The 17,620-nt window shown below is 35.3% G+C and carries 16 protein-coding genes; 5 read left to right on the forward strand and 11 right to left on the reverse strand.

The genetic code is table 11. From position 1 onward, the window contains the following. Window positions 1-334 precede the first annotated feature (334 nt). Both ACKX2A_RS02270 and gyrA read right to left on the reverse strand, forming a co-directional pair. A complete protein-coding gene (locus tag ACKX2A_RS02270) occupies window positions 335-1,372 on the reverse strand; it encodes a tetratricopeptide repeat protein (RefSeq protein ID WP_415327413.1) in 1,038 nt (345 codons plus the stop codon). Between the two features lie 29 nt (window positions 1,373-1,401). After that, window positions 1,402-3,990, reverse strand: a complete 2,589-nt coding sequence (gyrA, locus tag ACKX2A_RS02275) for a DNA gyrase subunit A (protein WP_415327414.1) — start codon at window positions 3,988-3,990, stop codon at window positions 1,402-1,404. A 148-nt stretch (window positions 3,991-4,138) separates the two neighbouring features. On the opposite strand from gyrA, the gene ACKX2A_RS02280 reads away from it, so the two are divergent. Further along, window positions 4,139-4,453 carry a DUF4286 family protein gene (locus ACKX2A_RS02280; RefSeq protein ID WP_415327415.1) on the forward strand — a complete coding sequence of 105 codons (315 nt, stop codon included), beginning with the start codon at window positions 4,139-4,141 and terminating at the stop codon, window positions 4,451-4,453. A 477-nt stretch (window positions 4,454-4,930) separates the two neighbouring features. Here ACKX2A_RS02280 and ACKX2A_RS02285 read toward each other — a convergent pair whose 3' ends face one another. The 6 genes from ACKX2A_RS02285 to uvrA form a co-directional block, all read right to left on the reverse strand. Then, window positions 4,931-5,221: a hypothetical protein gene (locus ACKX2A_RS02285; RefSeq protein ID WP_415327416.1), complete on the reverse strand. Its 291-nt coding sequence runs from the start codon at window positions 5,219-5,221 to the stop codon at window positions 4,931-4,933. 120 nt (window positions 5,222-5,341) lie between these two features. Next, the gene (locus ACKX2A_RS02290; RefSeq protein ID WP_415327418.1) at window positions 5,342-5,836 is read right to left on the reverse strand and encodes a GNAT family N-acetyltransferase; all 495 of its coding nucleotides are present in this window, start codon (window positions 5,834-5,836) and stop codon (window positions 5,342-5,344) included. Window positions 5,837-5,841: 5 nt separating this feature from the next. Then, window positions 5,842-6,354, reverse strand: coding sequence for a DUF421 domain-containing protein (locus ACKX2A_RS02295; RefSeq protein ID WP_415327420.1), 513 nt, complete (start codon window positions 6,352-6,354; stop codon window positions 5,842-5,844). A gap of 106 nt (window positions 6,355-6,460) precedes the next feature. Beyond that, window positions 6,461-6,595 carry a bacteriocin-like protein gene (locus ACKX2A_RS02300; protein WP_415327421.1) on the reverse strand — a complete coding sequence of 45 codons (135 nt, stop codon included), beginning with the start codon at window positions 6,593-6,595 and terminating at the stop codon, window positions 6,461-6,463. Between the two features lie 147 nt (window positions 6,596-6,742). Next, a complete protein-coding gene (locus tag ACKX2A_RS02305) occupies window positions 6,743-7,141 on the reverse strand; it encodes a hypothetical protein (protein ID WP_415327422.1) in 399 nt (132 codons plus the stop codon). Between the two features lie 271 nt (window positions 7,142-7,412). After that, window positions 7,413-10,244, reverse strand: coding sequence for an excinuclease ABC subunit UvrA (gene uvrA, locus ACKX2A_RS02310; RefSeq protein ID WP_415327423.1), 2,832 nt, complete (start codon window positions 10,242-10,244; stop codon window positions 7,413-7,415). A 241-nt stretch (window positions 10,245-10,485) separates the two neighbouring features. On the opposite strand from uvrA, the gene ACKX2A_RS02315 reads away from it, so the two are divergent. The 3 genes from ACKX2A_RS02315 (at window position 10,486) to ACKX2A_RS02325 (ending at window position 12,520) form a co-directional block, all read left to right on the forward strand. Further along, window positions 10,486-11,058, forward strand: a complete 573-nt coding sequence (locus ACKX2A_RS02315; RefSeq protein WP_415327424.1) for a Crp/Fnr family transcriptional regulator — start codon at window positions 10,486-10,488, stop codon at window positions 11,056-11,058. A gap of 459 nt (window positions 11,059-11,517) precedes the next feature. Continuing rightward, the gene (locus ACKX2A_RS02320; protein WP_415327425.1) at window positions 11,518-12,198 is read left to right on the forward strand and encodes a type 1 glutamine amidotransferase domain-containing protein; all 681 of its coding nucleotides are present in this window, start codon (window positions 11,518-11,520) and stop codon (window positions 12,196-12,198) included. A gap of 22 nt (window positions 12,199-12,220) precedes the next feature. After that, the gene (locus tag ACKX2A_RS02325) at window positions 12,221-12,520 is read left to right on the forward strand and encodes a putative quinol monooxygenase (protein ID WP_415327426.1); all 300 of its coding nucleotides are present in this window, start codon (window positions 12,221-12,223) and stop codon (window positions 12,518-12,520) included. A 69-nt stretch (window positions 12,521-12,589) separates the two neighbouring features. Here ACKX2A_RS02325 and ACKX2A_RS02330 read toward each other — a convergent pair whose 3' ends face one another. From ACKX2A_RS02330 to ACKX2A_RS02340, 3 genes are all read right to left on the reverse strand, one after another. Continuing rightward, the gene (locus ACKX2A_RS02330; RefSeq protein WP_415327427.1) at window positions 12,590-14,473 is read right to left on the reverse strand and encodes a type VI secretion system baseplate subunit TssF; all 1,884 of its coding nucleotides are present in this window, start codon (window positions 14,471-14,473) and stop codon (window positions 12,590-12,592) included. A 25-nt stretch (window positions 14,474-14,498) separates the two neighbouring features. Next, entirely contained in the window at window positions 14,499-14,939 is a 441-nt protein-coding gene (locus ACKX2A_RS02335; protein ID WP_415327428.1) for a GPW/gp25 family protein, read from the reverse strand. A 233-nt stretch (window positions 14,940-15,172) separates the two neighbouring features. Then, the gene (locus tag ACKX2A_RS02340) at window positions 15,173-16,588 is read right to left on the reverse strand and encodes an APC family permease (protein WP_415327429.1); all 1,416 of its coding nucleotides are present in this window, start codon (window positions 16,586-16,588) and stop codon (window positions 15,173-15,175) included. A 490-nt stretch (window positions 16,589-17,078) separates the two neighbouring features. On the opposite strand from ACKX2A_RS02340, the gene ACKX2A_RS02345 reads away from it, so the two are divergent. Beyond that, window positions 17,079-17,588 carry a DUF4920 domain-containing protein gene (locus ACKX2A_RS02345; protein ID WP_415327430.1) on the forward strand — a complete coding sequence of 170 codons (510 nt, stop codon included), beginning with the start codon at window positions 17,079-17,081 and terminating at the stop codon, window positions 17,586-17,588. Window positions 17,589-17,620 lie beyond the last annotated feature (32 nt).

Genomic DNA, 17,620 nt, shown 5'->3' on the forward strand with positions numbered 1-17,620 from the left:
ATTTCTTTTTTCTCCCACAGATTTCTCAGATTTGCACGGATGATTGTGAATAATTCTATTTTTGCAGAAAATTGGGTCGTGTTTGTCATTCTGAAATGATATGAAGAAAGACACAACTTCCATGGTGTTTGAGGCTCTCGAAACCACCTGCCCTAAACAAATAGCCCCGATTGCAACGGCATCCTTTTTGGTTGCGGGTGGAGCGAAGCGGAACCCGTAACCAAAAAGATATAGTGGAAAGCGGGAAAAAGCTTCAAATAATTTTATATAAATTCAAATAAAAAAACCGAAACAAAAATGTTTCGGTTTGTATTTAATTTTAAGTATTTGAAAATTACTTAGCTGGTTGTTTTGCTGCTAATTCAGCTTCTTTAGCTTTCATTTCGTTATACTTTGCTGTATTTTTTGTCGTGTTATACAGATCTTTCAATGTCTGAACAGCGTTGATATCCGTCGGCATTGCCTGATACCATTTTTCAGCATAAGGAATTGCTTTGTTGAATCTTTCCTTTCTAGCCTCAATTAACTTTGTAGCATCGTCCGGTTTAGTTTTTCTTAATGCATTGATATCTGCAACAGCTTTCTCATCGTCACCAATTACTGCGTACACTAGGTTTTGGTAAGCATTTGCAAAGTCTGCTTTCAAGTCGATTGCTTTTTGGAAAGAAGCAACTGCATCTGTTGAAGTTGCAGGATTTTTAGACTGAAGAACTCCTAAGTTGTACCAGTTTGTAGCGTCATTAGGGTTTTTAGCCAATTGCTCTTTCAAATTCGTCATGAATTTGTCTGTGTTTCCTGTAGCATATAATGCGCTTCCTTGGTACTCTTTTAATTTAGTACTGTTCGGGAATTTTGCTAAACCTTTTTCGATAAGTGCTAAAGCTTCATCATTTTTTTTGTCATTAATTAACAAAGTAGATAAAGTTTCGTACAAATCCTGCTCAACACTTGGAGTCTGTTCTGTTTTGAAGTCTGAATAATCTTTAGAAGATGTTTTCTTCAACAGCTCCCAAGTAGCTTTATCATATGTTGCAACCTGACCCGTTTTATTGTCTTTCGCAGTATATTGAGTCTGAACACCTGTATAACCAGAATTAATTAAATCTGTATAGATTTTTGTAGCTTTAGGAATATCATTAGCCAAAGCATAATTCAGACCTGAATAATACATGTATACTTTGTCGTCTTGCCCACTCGTTTTTAAAAGCTCGTAAACTTCCATAAACTTAGGACCTGCCACAGCATAATTCTTTGCATTATATGCGTCCATCGCTGCTTTATTAGCATCTTGTAGCTTTTTATTTACATCCTCTTTTTGTCCAAAAGCAAAAGCAGATGCCATGATAGCTATACCTAAAATTAGCTTTTTCATAATCACTATTTTATATTAATTGTACAATATTATTCTTCTGAATCAGAATTCTCAGTTTCCTCAGTTGGGTTTTCGTTTTCCGTTTGAGGTGCATCTGTATTGTTTTTTTGGTTATCAGCTACAGTTTCTGCTCCTTCTTCATTTTCTTCAGAATCTTCTTCTACATCTTTATCCATTTCTACTTTTGCGATGGCAGCAATTTCGTCATTTTTCTTAAGGTTAATCATTCTTACCCCTTGTGTATTTCTACCCATTACTCTCATCTCATCCATATTCATACGGATTGCAACACCAGATTTGTTGATAATCATCAACCCATCTTCGTCTGTAACGTTTTGAATAGCAATAAGATTACCTGTTTTTTCGGTAATATTCAGGGTGATAACTCCTTTTCCTCCTCTGTTGGTAATTCTGTAATCTTCCACTGCCGTTCTCTTACCGTATCCTTTTTCAGATACCACAAGAACCGTTTCTTTCTCCACATCATTCACAACAATCATACCAATTGCCTCGTCGTCGTCTTCCATTGCGATACCACGAACACCGATAGAACCTCTACCCACTTCTCTTACTTTTTCTTCAGGGAAACGGATACATTTACCGTTTTTCGTAGCGATCATGATCTGAGAACTTCCGTTTGTTAAATATGCACCTAACAATTGGTCATTATCTCTAATTTCAATAGCATTTACACCATTTACTCTTGGTCTTGAATATGCTTCAAGAGACGTTTTCTTGATCGTACCGTTTTTCGTTACCATCACAACGCTCATTTGATTTACGTACTCAGAATCTTTTAAGTTATTGGTTCTGATGTATGCTTTGATCTTATCGTCCGGCTCGATGTTAATTAAGTTTTGTACCGCTCTTCCTTTTGCTGTTTTAGAACCTTCGGGAATTTCGAATACTCTTAGCCAATAACATCTACCTTTTTCCGTAAAGAACAACATATATTGGTGATTGGTCGCAGAAACGATATACTCCAAGAAATCGGAATCTCTCGTTGTAGCCGCTTTGTTCCCTACGCCACCTCTACTTTGAATTTTGTATTCTGAAAGTAAAGTTCTTTTAATATAACCTGCGTGAGAAATTGTAAGAACCACAGATTCGTTCGGGATAATATCTTCAATAGACATTTCACCACCTGAATAATCGATTTCGGTTCTTCTTTCGTCGCCGTATTTTTCTTTAATTTCAATTAATTCATCCTTAATGATCTGGAATCTTCTTGGTTCATTAGCCAAAATATCTTCCAAGTCTGCAATTTCTTTCATAATTGCATCATACTCATCACGAATTTTATCAAGCTCCATTCCTGTCAAACGAGCAAGACGTAGGTCTAGAATCGCCTGAGCCTGAATTTCAGAAAGTTCGAAAGCTTCAATTAATCCTTCTTTCGCAGCCTGTGGATTTGCAGAGTGACGGATAATTGAAATCGCTCTATCCAAAGAATCCTGCGTCCCGATCACTTTCATGAAACCCTCTAAGATATGAGCTCTTTCCTTCGCTTTTCTAAGCTCGTATTGAGTTCTTCTTACAATAACTTCATGTCTGTGCTCTACGAAATGATGGATAATATCTTTTAGGTTCAATTGCTCCGGTCTACCATGAACCAACGCAATATTATTAACACTGAAAGATGTCTGAAGCGCAGTATATTTATATAATAAGTTTAAGACAACATTTGGAATCGCATCATTTTTCAATTCATAAACAATACGAAGACCTCTTCTGTCCGACTCATCTCTGATTTCGTAAATTCCTGTGATTTTTTCATCTTTTACCAACTCAGCTGTTCTGGCGATCATCTCAGCTTTGTTTACCTGGTAAGGAATTTCGGTAACGATAATTGCATTTCTGTTTCCAATTTCTTCGAAGGCAACTTTAGCTCTAAGAACTACTCTACCTCTTCCTGTATGGAAAGCATCTCTTACCCCATCGTAACCGTAGATAATCCCACCTGTAGGGAAATCCGGAGCAATGATGTGCTGCATCAATTCGTCGATAGTGATTTCTTTATTGTCGATATAGGCGCAGATCGCGTTTACAGCCTCCGTCAGGTTGTGAGGAGCCATGTTTGTTGCCATACCTACTGCGATACCAGAAGTTCCGTTGACCAAAAGGTTCGGAATTTTTGAAGGTAAAACCGTTGGTTCCTGTAAGCTGTCATCGAAGTTATTCTGGAAATCTACCGTTTCTTTGTCTAAGTCTGAAAGAACCTCATCAGAGATTTTTTTCAATCTAGCTTCGGTGTAACGCATTGCTGCAGGCGGGTCACCATCCATTGAACCGAAGTTACCCTGTCCGTCTACCTGAGGATAACGTAAGCTCCAATCCTGAGCCATTCTTACCATTGCATCATATACAGAGGAGTCTCCGTGCGGGTGGTACTTACCTAAAACGTCCCCAACAATTCTCGCAGATTTTAAATATTTTCTATTAGAAAAAACCCCTAATCCATACATACCATAAAGCACTCTTCTATGAACGGGTTTCAAGCCATCTCTTACATCAGGTAACGCTCTTGATACGATAACCGACATCGAATAATCGATATAAGATGACTTCATTTCATCAACAATGTTGATAGGAATCAGTCTTTCTCCTTCTTTTTGCATAAACAAATTTTATTATAATGATAGTCAGACCCTTAGCTGTGTGTCTGAAAATTATCTATTTCGTTTTTTTATTAACGTGCTAATTTACGAAAAATTTGCCGATTTTTGCGGTAGAATTTATCCAAAAAATCTTAAAAATTCATAAAATATGAGCGTACTGAGTATAACTTTCCACTGCACGAAAAATAATCTTGAAGATTGGGAAAATTATATTGATGAAACATTGGTTTTGATGACAGAAAATTTAATGGATGTCAATAAATATATACTTTCCGAAGTTCACAGTGATTATATTGATGAAGGAAAAAATTATAACCTTCTTTTAATGTTTGATAATGATGAATTGAGAGAGGATTTTGTAAAAAGCGAGCTGGAAAATATTGCCGAAAGAATTGAAACGAAATTTGGTCAGGAAGTGATGATTTTTAATACTTTTCTGAATCCGAAGAAATCTAGGCTGTAAGGTTGAGGCTAAGACCGAGATTAAGATTGAGTTTGAGTTTTGGCTAAACCGATTTTGATTCTGCTTAATTTAAATGGTTTCACTCCGTTTCAATTGATAGAATGATTTTGTTTTTTAATCGAAAAATATATAAAATAGAAGCATCGAAGTTTTCGGTGCTTTTTTTATTCTAAACCTTCAAGATTTTTGAAACCATGTAGGTTTAATATCGTATTAAATAGCGCTAACAAGTCCCTAGCCGATTGAAACGACATCCTTTTTGGTTACGGCGGAGCATAAACTGGAGGTTACGAACGAATGTTATGGAGCCATAATCAAAAAAAGCGAGTAGCAAAGCCAGAAAAAGCTCCTTAAAAAAAGGATAGAAGTTGGAGGATGGAGGTTTACTACTTTGAAAATAATTAATATTGTCTGATTTTTTTTAATGTGAATAACTACAAAAAAATGACTGCTTCAAAAACAGTCATTTATATTTTTCTATAATTTTACTACAATTACCGGTCGACTATGATAAACGCGATGCGGTCTGTGAGAATAATATCTGTGTCTTACAGGTCTGTAATAATGTCTTTTGTAATAATGTCGCGGAGGTCTGTGATATACAACAGGCCTATAATATGATCTGCGTGGGCCATGATAATAGTGTTTCCCGTGTTTTGGACCATGACCGTAGCCATGACCATGTCCTCTCTGCATCGGTGCTGCCTGATAATATGCTAAGGAAAAGACGATTAGGAAAAATCCCAGCACTTTAGTTAAAAAATTCATAACAAGTTATTTTCAAATTTACAGAAAGAAAACTTGCAAGACTGATGCCAATAATGCATTATTATTGGATTCTATGTAATTTTTAAGAAAATTTTATTATTTTTTTTGATTTTAACTTGTCTAAGAAATTAATTCACTTCTCTTTTCAAGCATGATAACATCTTTCCATTCTCCGTTTAATTTGCCTAATTTTTTTCTTACACCAACTGTTCGGAAACCATTTTTTTGATGAAACCTCATCGAAGCTTCATTTTCGGGGAAGATATTGGCTTGTAAAGTCCAGAATCCGTGGTTTTCGCTATCCAAAATCATCTTTTTAAGCAAAACCGAACCCAAACCTTTACCCTGGTAATTATTATCGAAATAAATGCTTACTTCTGCAACGCCTTTATAGACCTCTCTTTTACTTACAGGTTTCAGAGCACACCAACCGACAACTTCATTACTTTCGTTTTCCAAAACCCAACGGCAATCGTTGAAATAATCCATATTCCAGGCTTCTGCAGTGGGAATAGTGGTTTCGAAGGTCGCCATTCCGCCGTTTACCCCTTGCTGAAATATTTCCAAAACTCGCGCTTCGTCTTTGGGAAGCATTTCTCTTAATTCGTAGTTCATCGTATTTAATGATATTTGCGTTTATTTTTTCTTTTAATTCTGGAGTAATGCGTTTGCTTATCCTTTTCGTCTTCGGAAATCACACTTATGTTTCCGTCAACTTCAAGAATGGAAAGTTTTACATTTTTTATTCCGTCGACTCCATGTTCTCGGATAGCTTCTTCTAATTCATCTTTACTGATCTTAACTTTGTTTAAAGCTTCCTGATCCACCACTCCATCTTTTACTAAGATTACGGGATTATCTTCCAGGAAACTTTCAAATTTTTGGTTTGAGAACATCAATCTTTTAACAATAAAATTAGCTATAAAAAGAACCAAAGCTGCGACCAAACCGCCCTGCAAGGAAGTGTCTGGACCTACCATCGCGTTCTGAACCGCATTGGAAATAAGTAAAAGTAATACAACATCCCCCGCATTGAGCTGTGAAAGCTGGTTTTTTCCAAATAACCGAATTGCGATCACCATAAAAAGGTAAACGCAAAGCGAACGGACAACTACATTTAAAATAGGATCCACAATAGTTTTATTATACTATCAAATGTATTAAATTTTATGATTGGTTGGATAATCAAAGAAAATTTTAAGCATAAAAAAACCGCCTTTTAAAAAGCGGTTTCAATTTTTAAGGACACTGAGCAATCGGGACTGTACTGCAAACTGTTTTGTTTAACCTTTCACAATAAACGCAATACTGTTTTGGCTGTCCGCCATAAATCGATTTCAGGTCATTTTTGGTAAGTTTCTTTAGGTTTTTCATATTGTTTTAATTTTGCTGATTAAATTTAAAACGAAAATTATTCTCAATTATTACAGATTTATATTTAAAATTTTCACGATTTACACCTTAAAATAAAAAAGCCATACAGAAAAACTGCATGGCTTACTATAAAAGATTTTATGAATATTATCTGTTGTCTATTTCCACCGTTACAGGCATTACATACGTGTAAGCAATGGCATTTTCATTTAATTTTTTTTGTTTGATCTTAAGATTTGTCAATACATTCTCGATTTCTTTGCTTACATTTTTGCAGTCACCCGTGGAATGCACATTTACAATCTTCCCATTCTCATTGATATCAAACTTCACTTCCGAATTTACAATGCCTTGTTTATATTCGTAATTGGTAAAATCGAAATTATTCAATAGTTCGTTTCTAATGTCTGTAAAAGCATCGGTTTTATTTAATTTAATTTCTTCAATTACGTTATTATTTGTTACTTGTGCCTTAGTTATATTTACAATAGAAGCAAATCCACATAAAAATACAGATGCAATAACTATTTGAATTTTATTTTTCATAACTCTTTGGTTTTAAATGTTATACTAACCTTATTTTGTATCTCTAAACCAAAGTTATTAAAATAATTCATATTAATTTTACATTCAGTTAACATTCAGTTAACATTAGAATTTAATCTATTGATTTACAGTGTTATAAATTTTTAAAATAATTGAAAATTTAATATTGGAAGTTAATATTAGAGCATAAAAAAGGCTAAACTTGATTAAATTTAGCCATATCTTAGTATAAGTTTGTCATTCTGTAGAAATCCAGACTATCTATTTTAAATTACTCCAATTCCCTCTTTAAAAACTTTCCCGTCAAACTCTTCTTTGACTTCACAATTTCCTCAGGAGTTCCCTGCGCAACGATCTGTCCGCCATGTTTTCCACCTTCGGGACCAACGTCAATAATATGATCGGCTAGTTTTATCACATCCATATTATGCTCAATAATAATGAACGAATTTCCTAATTCCACCAACTGATTAATCGCGTCCATCAGAATTTTCACATCTTCAAAATGAAGTCCAGTTGTTGGTTCATCGAGAATGTACAATGTATTTCCGGTTTGTCTTTTTGCCAGTTCCGTTGCCAGCTTGATACGTTGGGCTTCCCCACCAGAAAGCGTTGTCGATTGCTGTCCCAACGTAATATATCCCAAACCAACATCCTGTAAAGTTTTCACTTTTGCAAAAATCTTTGGAATTGGTTGGAAAAATTCTACCGCTTCATCAATCGTCATATCCAAAACATCGGAAATCGATTTTCCTTTATATCGAACCTCCAAAGTTTCTCTGTTGAAACGTTTTCCATTACAAGTCTCGCAATGAACGTAAACATCCGGCAGGAAATTCATTTCAATTACCTTCAAACCGCCTCCCTGACAAGTTTCGCATCTTCCGCCTTTCACATTGAAAGAGAATCTTCCAGGTTTGTAACCACGAATTTTACTTTCCGGCAATTCTGCAAAAAGGTTTCTGATATCGGTAAACATTCCTGTATAGGTCGCAGGGTTCGAACGTGGCGTTCTACCGATTGGTGTCTGGTCTACATCTACAATTTTATCAATGTTTTCAAGACCTTCAATTTTTTTGTAAGGTAAGGGCTCCTGAACGGCTCTGTAAAAATGTTTATTCAGAATTGGATATAACGTTCCGTTGATCAAAGAAGATTTTCCGCTTCCTGAAATTCCCGAAACAACAACCAGTTTTCCTAGAGGAATATCCAATGTTACATTTTTAAGATTATTTCCTGTAGCACCTTTTAATACTATATTTTTACCGTTTCCTTTGCGTCTTTCCGCAGGAATTTCGATTTTTCTTTTTCCGTTGATGTATTGAGCCGTAATCGTATCTGCTTTCAACAAGTCTTTAGGTTTTCCCTGCCAAAGAATTTCTCCCCCGAATTTTCCGGCTCTCGGACCAATATCCAAAACCTCATCGGCTTCCAGAATCATGTCTTTGTCGTGTTCTACCACCAACACAGAGTTTCCGATATCTCGAAGGTTCTTTAATGAATTAATCAATCTTTCATTATCTCTTTGATGCAGTCCGATACTTGGTTCATCCAAAATATAAAGCACATTTACCAATTGAGAACCGATTTGCGTTGCCAGACGAATCCTTTGAGATTCTCCTCCGGAAAGTGTTTTCGAACTTCTGCTCAGACTTAAATAATCTAAACCGACGTCCAATAAAAATTGAAGTCTGGTTTCAATTTCCTTTAAAATTTCATGAGCAATGATGGCGTTTTTTTCTGAAAATTTATCTTTAACATTAGCTAACCACTCTTTTAAATCAGATAAACTCAATGCATTAATTTCTGCAATATTTTTTCCATCAATTTTAAAGCTTAAACTTGATGGTTGAAGACGGGTTCCCTTACATTCCGGACAGGTTTCTTCTGTCGTGAAGTGTCTTTCCAACAAAATGGCTTCGTAAGATTCTCTTTCTTCAATCAATTCTTCCATAAAAGGAATCAAACCATCAAAACTGATTTTAATCTTTTTGGTAATTCCGGCATATTTTAAATCTTTATTGAATTCCTTATTACAACCGTTATAGATATAATCCAAAGCTTCTTCCGGAATATCCTGAAAAGGAGTTGCTAAACCTAAACCGAAAATTTCAAGAATATTTTTAATCTGAGAAAGAATCCATTTGTTTGATTTGATATCTTCCAAAGGCAGCAAACCTCCCTGATTGATAGACAATTTCGGATTTTCAACAAAATAATCGGTATTGATTTTCTTGATGGTTCCTAAACCTTTACAGCTCGGACAACTTCCTTTTGGGGAGTTGAATGAAAACGTATTCGGTTCCGGCAAAGCCAATGAATGACCAGTTTCGGCATCCATTAAATTTTTAGAAAAATATTCAATCTCAGTACTTCCTAATTTTTGAATTCCTATCAGGCCTTCTCCCATTTCCATCGCTGTTCTCAACGATTTTTCCATTCTGGCTTCGGAGGCAGATTCGCCGATGATCCAACGGTCGATGACGATGTCGATGTCGTGGGTTTTATAACGGTCAAGCTTTAAATCATATTCAATATCCTGTAATTCTCCGTCAATTCTTGCCTGTCCATACCCTTTCTTCGCCATTTGTACGAAAAGCTCGTGATAATGCCCTTTTCTTGAACGAACAACAGGCGCCATCAACATGATTTTCTCACCTTTATAATTTTCCTTAATCGTATCAAGAATTTGATCTTCAGTATAACTTACCAACTTCTTCCCTGTCGTCTGAGAATATGCATCGGAAACTCTTGCAAACAAAAGACGTAGGAAATCATACAATTCTGTTACCGTTCCAACTGTTGAACGTGGGTTTTTATTTGTTGTTTTTTGCTCAATTGCAATTACAGGAGACAATCCTTCAATTTTATCTACATCAGGACGTTCCAGACCTCCCAAAAACTGTCTCGCATATGCAGAAAACGTTTCTATATAACGACGCTGTCCTTCTGCAAAAATCGTATCAAAAGCCAATGACGATTTCCCGCTTCCCGAAAGCCCGGTAATTACTACCAGTTCGTTTCTTGGAATTTTTACATTGATGTTTTTAAGATTGTGCTCTCTTGCGCCGTAAACTTCTATATATTCTGTTGATTTACTCATAATTTGGTGTGATTTTACCTGAAAATCACGATGTGCAAAATTACGGATTTTTTAGGAATTTTTTGTGTTAAAAAGTGTTAGTTTGTAAGTAATTGTTTTATCTGATTTTCCATTTTAAATTAAAAAATTTACTTTGCAAGTACGAAGCAACCGAATGATCATTAATTCAAAACCGAACAAAATAACTATTCAAAATGTAACAGAATTTTAATTAAATTTACATTATATAAAAACCCCAGCCATGAACAGACTCCGCGAACATATCGAAGCAATAACTCCACTTACGGACGAGGAATTTGAGTATGTAAAAACATTTTTTACGTTGAAGAAAGTTCGTAAAAACCAGTTTCTGATTCATGAAGGAGATGAAGTGAAATATGAATTTCTGGCTTTGGATGGGATCTACAAAGTTTTTTATATTGATGAAAACGGCAAAGAACATATTCTGCAGTTCGCGAAAAAAAATTGGTGGATGTCTGATTATATAGGATTTTTTAAACAAAACAATTCTAAAATGTTCATAGAATGTCTTAAAGATGGCGAAGTGGTAAGTCTTACTTTACAGGGAAGAAATCAACTGGCGGCTGATCTTCATAAAATGGATCATTTTTTTAGAATTAAATTAACCAATGGCTATATTGCCTTGCAGCAGAGAATTATTCTTTTGTTATCGAGCACACCTCAGCAACGGTATGAGGAATTTGTAAGATTGTATCCTGATCTTATTTCGGAAGTTCCTAAGAAGTATGTAGCAGAATACCTTGGCGTGAGCCGTGAAACTTTGAGCAGATTGTATTCGAATACTAATAAGTGATTGTTTCTCGTGGTGTGTCATTGCGAAGAACGAAGCAATCTGTTTCTTTTTGGCACTAATTTTTGCGTTCATTCTTAGAGATTGCTTCGTCATTTCATTCCTCGCAATGACCTAAACTTATTTCTAATACTATGTTTTGATCCTTTCAGGATGACAAACGTGATGGATATTTTCCCGTATTCGAATGAATAACTTCCGCCCTAGCCCCGATTGAAACGGCATCCTTTTGTGTAGCGAAGCGGAACAAAAGATACAGTGGAAAGCGGGAAATAGCTTCATATAAAAATTTAAAAAATCTTATTTATAAATAAAAAATTGAAGTGTGATTTGGATCACACTTTTTTTGTGACTTCGCTCCTTCTGTTGAGACCTCCGATAGACATACATTTGCTATAGAAATTTAAATCAATTTCAAAGATCAAAACTAAAAAATATTAATTAACTAAAAAATTTAACGTCATGAATCCAAAAGTATTAATCATTGTATCCAATGCCAACTCAATCGGTCCAAATCACAGAAGAACAGGAACTTTCTTATCTGAAGTTGCGCATCCTTACGCAGAATTTGAAAAAGCAGGTTATCAAATTGATTTTGCAAGTTTAACAGGTGAATCTCCGTTTTTAGATGCTTTAAATTTGGCTGATGATCCTGATAATTTAAAATTCTTAACCGGAAAAGGTTGGCAAGATATGCACAACGCCGGAAAATTATCAGATGTAAATATTGATGATTACGATGCTGTTTTCGTTCCGGGAGGAATCGCTCCAATGGCAGATATGCCGGAAGCTCCTGAATTGAAGAAAGTTCTAGCAAGATTTTACGACACTGGTCGTGTTGTAGGAGCTGTTTGTCATGGTCCGGTTTCTCTGTTAAATGTAAAATTGAGCGATGGAAATTACATCGTAAACGGTAAAAATATTACGTCTTTCACTACTCAGGAAGAAGACAATTATGCAAGACAGGACGTTCCTTTCGATTTACAAACGGCTTTGACTGAGCAAGGCGCAATTTTCCACGCTGCAGAACCTTGGTCTGCCAACAGTATTGCGGACGGAAATCTTGTAACAGGACAGAATCCTGCTTCTGCAAAAGGTGTGGGTGAAAAAATTGTAGCACTTTTGGAAGCTAAAAAAGCGTAATTTTAATCATAAAATTAAAAAAATGGATCAAAATAATGTATTTGTTCATGCCAAATGGCAGGTAAAAGAAGGAAAATTGGATGCTGTTCTTCAATTAATGAAGGAAGCTGCCGAAAAAAGTACTCAGGAAGAGGGAAATTTATTCTACAAACTGCATCAAAGTCAGGAAGAGCCCAATACGATTATTTTGTATGAAGGCTATGTTGATGCAAATGCTGTGGAAACACACCGAAATTCCGATCATTTTAAAAATATCGTTGTGGAGCAGGTTGTTCCTTTACTGGAAAATAGAGAGGTGATTCTTATGAATCGGTTATTTTAATAATGTGTTTTTAAATAGTTTCGGGCGAACCAAAGATTCGCCCGAAATCTTTTTTATTCAGTTTAAATTTTAATTCTCAGAAAAATCCGAATCCTCATTCGTTACTTTCACGACATATTCGATTCCGTCGATGGCTTTGGAAATAATTTGATTTCTAAGAATATTCGCCATATTTTCCCAATACGCTCTTCCGTAGAAAGAATAATTTTGCGGAATAATTTCCACCTCAACCGTTCTTACAAAACCTTCTTTTGGCTTATTGCTGATCATTGTTCCACGTGTGACTCTTACATCTTTTAATTCATCTTTCAGAACCATTCTGCAATAGTTTTTTACATCTTCCAAAGAAATAATTTTATCTCTTGTCGTCAAAGCGTATTTGTAAGCCTGAATGCTATCTGTTCCTTTTTGTTCTTCCGCACCTCCTATAGTTTCCGTTAATAAAATCAAATTCTGCGATTTCAATTGATTCGAAAGTTCCGTTCCCGGACGCATATGATTGGCTAATGTAGAATGTGTGATCCAAAATGCAGCATATGTATGATCTGTTTTCTCTACAGGTTCCATGATAACGTAGTTCAGTTCTTGTTTAATGCTTCTCTTCGCATTATTCACTTTTTGAACCATTGATTTCATTTTGTCTGACATTTCGCTCAAAACACCTTTTACATTATCACGGTTTAATAAAGAAAATGCTGCAATCTCGTCTCTTGTTAATTCCAAAACATTTGCAATCATATCGACTGCATTTCTGTTCGTGAATCTTTCCATTCCTCCTTTTCTTACGGTGTATAAACCTTTTCGAAGATCGTCATTAGGCGTGAAAGGAATTTCAGTATATCTTCTTCCTTCTCCGTCCTGAACCTCATCTACATATAAAAAATGTTCACCTTCATCCGTTACAAGCGGAATATTATTTCCCATAATATCTAAACTATATTCCGTTTTCTTCCAGCCACGGTTATAAATGGGAAAAGCATTTAATACAAAAGAGAAATTATCTAAAATTTCCGCAGAAAACTGTGGCGGAAACTCGAAAGTTAGCCATAAATAACGTTTTCCATCAATATATTTCGTGATTTCTTCTTTATAATCAACATAACTTAAATTTTCTGGAAGTTTCCCATGTTCAGAAAATAATGAATTCGAAAGTCCTGAAATCTCAATAAATTTATGATGATAAATACTTTTTATATCTTCAATAATTTTGTTCTGAATAGACTGTTCACGAAACATTTGCTCGTATCCGTCTGCATGATTGTTTTTATAATAAGATAAGCCTTCCTTTACAAACAAAGGATTTCCGTTGCTTGAAACTGTAATGTAAGGCAACAGCTTATACGTAAAATCCAAATGTTCAAAAGCTGGATTTGAGCAGTAAATGCTTAAGCTTTTCGGAAAAGTTTCGTTTGAATATTTAGAAACATCTACTCCGATCGTTACTTTTCTGTAATCCTCCGGCTTTCCCTGAAATCTTGCAATCGGAATTTTATTCAAACGATCGTCGATGCTGTAACAAGTGTTTCCTACAAACATGATCGCTGATTGTAATTTATTGATTCTCACATTCCCGACAGGCGTAAAAGGAATATTCACCTGCTTATCAGACTCCGATTTTATCGTGGAAGTCATCTGTTTTTTAAAGAAAAATTCGGTATGTTCCAACAAAATCTCCGAAGATTCGTAAGGTTGCGTGAATGCAATCGCATGAGACGGAATCGGGTGTGTATAAATAGATGGGGTCAACAATTTCGCCAGTTTTTCTAAAATTCGGGCATTGACGGTTTGTATCTCATTATTCGCTTTGAAAACCTCTGTGCTGAATGCATCAATTAGTAATTTAACAAACGGATCCAACGATTGCGGACTTTTCAATCCCCAAACTTTGGTCGCGTTCTGAAGCATTCTCGCTTTTACAGATTCCTTGGAATATATATTCTGGTCTAAATTCATAAGTTTTGGTTACAGTTTAAAAGAATTAATCGATCGACATCGGACTTAGGAAAAGCTCTGTAGAAAAGCTGAAACGTTCTCCTGAATGTTCCATTTTTGCATTGATGGCGATTTTTACTTTCTTTTTGATTTCGGTGTGTTCTTTAGTATCGTAGCTGTGCTCCACAATTTGGATGTGTGCGTCTATTTGTGGCTGTACGATTCGGGGTTCGTATTCCTGTATTTGTCTTTTCAGGCTTTTTATGAAAACGGCTTCCCAGACGGCACTTGTAACTCCATTATCGAATTCCAGATTCCAAACGTCGTTTCCGTAATTTTCATCATATCTGTTTTCGCCTTTTTTAGTCGTTATCAGCAGCATAATGTTGTGGGCAATACTTTCACCCATGTCGCAGGTGTCGATACTTCCCCCTTCCGTCATTAATGTTGATGGTACAAAAGGCATTCTGTAATTTGGTGTGTCCATGATATCAACTTCTTTATTTTTTACTCCATACTTCTCGTTTACTTGAAAGGAAATACCAAATTAATCATTTTTCACGAAATAGAATATTATAAGATTTTAAATTTGTTGGATAATATTATTTCTATTGTAAATGGTGAATAGTCAATTCGTTTTTAAAGAAAGAAGATTTCTTCATCATTTTAGATCTAAAGAAATAAAAAAGCTGCTCGACTTAGTCAAACAGCTTTTGAAATTTATTCTGCAATTTTCTTATTTCGATTAATAAAATAATAGACGGGAAGTCCAATTAAAACCATCAGGAATCCTGGCCAGGTGTATTGTTGTTTGTAGATTAATAACAAAATACAAAATCCTGTTCCGATCAATAAATAAATGATTGGCGTAATTGGATACAACCATGTTTTATAAGGTCTTTCTAAATTCGGTTGCTTGATTCTTAGATAGATAACTCCAAAAACGGTAATCATATAAAATAGTACGATCACGAAAGAAATCATATCCAAAAGGTTTCCGTATTGTCCGCTCAGACACAACAGAGAAGCCCAAATTCCCTGCATCCAAAGTGCATTTGCCGGAACTTCATTTTTATTATTTTTTTCCGCTTGCTTAAAAAACATTCCGTCTTTTGCCATCGTCTGGAAGACTCTTGCTCCGGCTAAAATCAATCCGTTGTTACAACCGAAAGTTGAGATCATTACTAGTACCGCAATAATCACAGTTCCTGCACTTCCGAAAATAAGATGTGAAGCTGCAACGGCTACTCTGTCGTTTTCTGCAAACGCGATAGAGTCCCTGTCTAAGGCATTTAGATATACATAATTCACTGCGATATATAAAATCATTACGGCAGTTGTTCCGTAAATCATCGATTTTACGACGTTTTTCTTAGGATTTTCAATTTCTCCTGAAACGAAAGTCACGCTTTCCCAAGCCACAGAACTGAATACTGAACCTACCATTGCTGCTGCAATTCCGCCCAGTAAAGTCATTCCACCGATAGGCTCCCAACCTTCTTTCAGAAAGTTTCCAAGATTATCTTTTTTAAGGTTATTAAATGAATCATATCCAAAGTTGAAATTTTCCGCCAAATGAGAAAAATCAACTAAAATAAATCCAGCAGTTATTAAACCTAATAATGCAATGATTTTAGAACCTGTAAATAGGTTTTGCAATATTTTTCCGCTTTCTACTCCTCTTGTATTTAAATAAGTTAATAAAATAATAGTTCCGATCGCCAAAATCTGGATCCATGTAATTTTGAATTCTCCACTTTGGATAATCGGAGCTGCATCATTTAAAGCCGGAACTAAATAAGCCGTAAACTTACCGAAAGCCATTGCAACTGCCGCAATTGTTCCGGTTTGAATCACCGTAAACAATCCCCAACCGTACAAAAAGCCCATCTTTTTTCCGAAAATTTCTTTTAGATAAGTGTACTGTCCTCCCGCTTTTGGAAACAAAGCCGAAAGTTCTCCATAGCTGATCGCAGCCGCAACTGTCATGATTCCTGTAATCACCCAAACGGCTATCATCCAGAATCCTGAGCCGAGATTTCGCATCATATCAGCGCTTACGATGAAGATTCCGCTTCCGATCATGGAACCCATTACGAGCATAATGGCGTCCCAAAGTTTTAGTTTTTTTTGCATAGTTGAGTATAGGCTTCAAATATAAATAAATATAGGTTTTGTTTTTTATTTTGTTTGAAATTAGATTGAAAAGTATTTTTGATGTTTTTATTGCAATGATCGCTATGTTTTTTGTGATTAATTGATTTTTATTTTTTGATCGCAAGAGCGTTTCACTCAGCAAATGATAGTAATAAATCTTCATTTTTAAAACCTTGTTTTTCGAAAATAAGTGAAACGGCTTTGTTTAACTTTATTATTAATAATTGTTTTCCAAATCTTTGTTTCGCTTTGCGTTTAATTTTATCGCAAGGATAAACTAAGTTTTTTCTTTAATCAATTTGTGTTTTAAGATATACAAAGGCACTTCGTTTATATTAGTAATACAAAATTTATTGATCAGATTTATTTAAAATGAGTTTAAACACCCGAAAACACAACCTTTTTTTTATTAAGTTTTTCACGATTTCTGATTCAAATTTTATTAGTACTTTTGGAAAAAATATTAAAAATGAAATTCAAAGCAATATTATTCGCAGCGGCTGTAAGTGTTTCTACTTTGGCTTTTGCACAAGAGACTAAAAAATTCGGACCTCCTGCAGGAAACGCATTGGTGGGCGATGTTTACGGAGGCGGAGTTGCTTCTAACGTAGAATCTAAAGCTATTTCTGTAGATAAATTAAGCAAAAAGCTTAAAAAAGAGAATAAAAAAGTAGAAAACGTAGCTGTAAAAGGAAAAGTTACAGACGTTTGTGAGAAAAAAGGATGCTGGTTAACAATCCAGACTGAAGATAATTCTCAGTTTTTCGTAAAAATGAAAGATTATGCTTTCTTTGTTCCGACTGCTTTGAAGGGTAAAACTGTTGTTCTAGACGGAACTGCTGAAAGAAAAGTAACTTCTATCGACGAGCAAAAGCACTATGCGGAAGACGCAAAGAAACCTCAATCTGAAATCGATGCGATTACAACTCCGAAAGAAGAAATCAGATTTGTAGCGAACGGAATTAAAGTTGTGAACTAAGATTTTTCATCGTCATTCAGAACAGAAAAAGT

The sequence above is a fragment of the Chryseobacterium sp. MMS23-Vi53 genome (assembly GCF_047651245.1).
Taxonomy (GTDB): domain Bacteria; phylum Bacteroidota; class Bacteroidia; order Flavobacteriales; family Weeksellaceae; genus Chryseobacterium.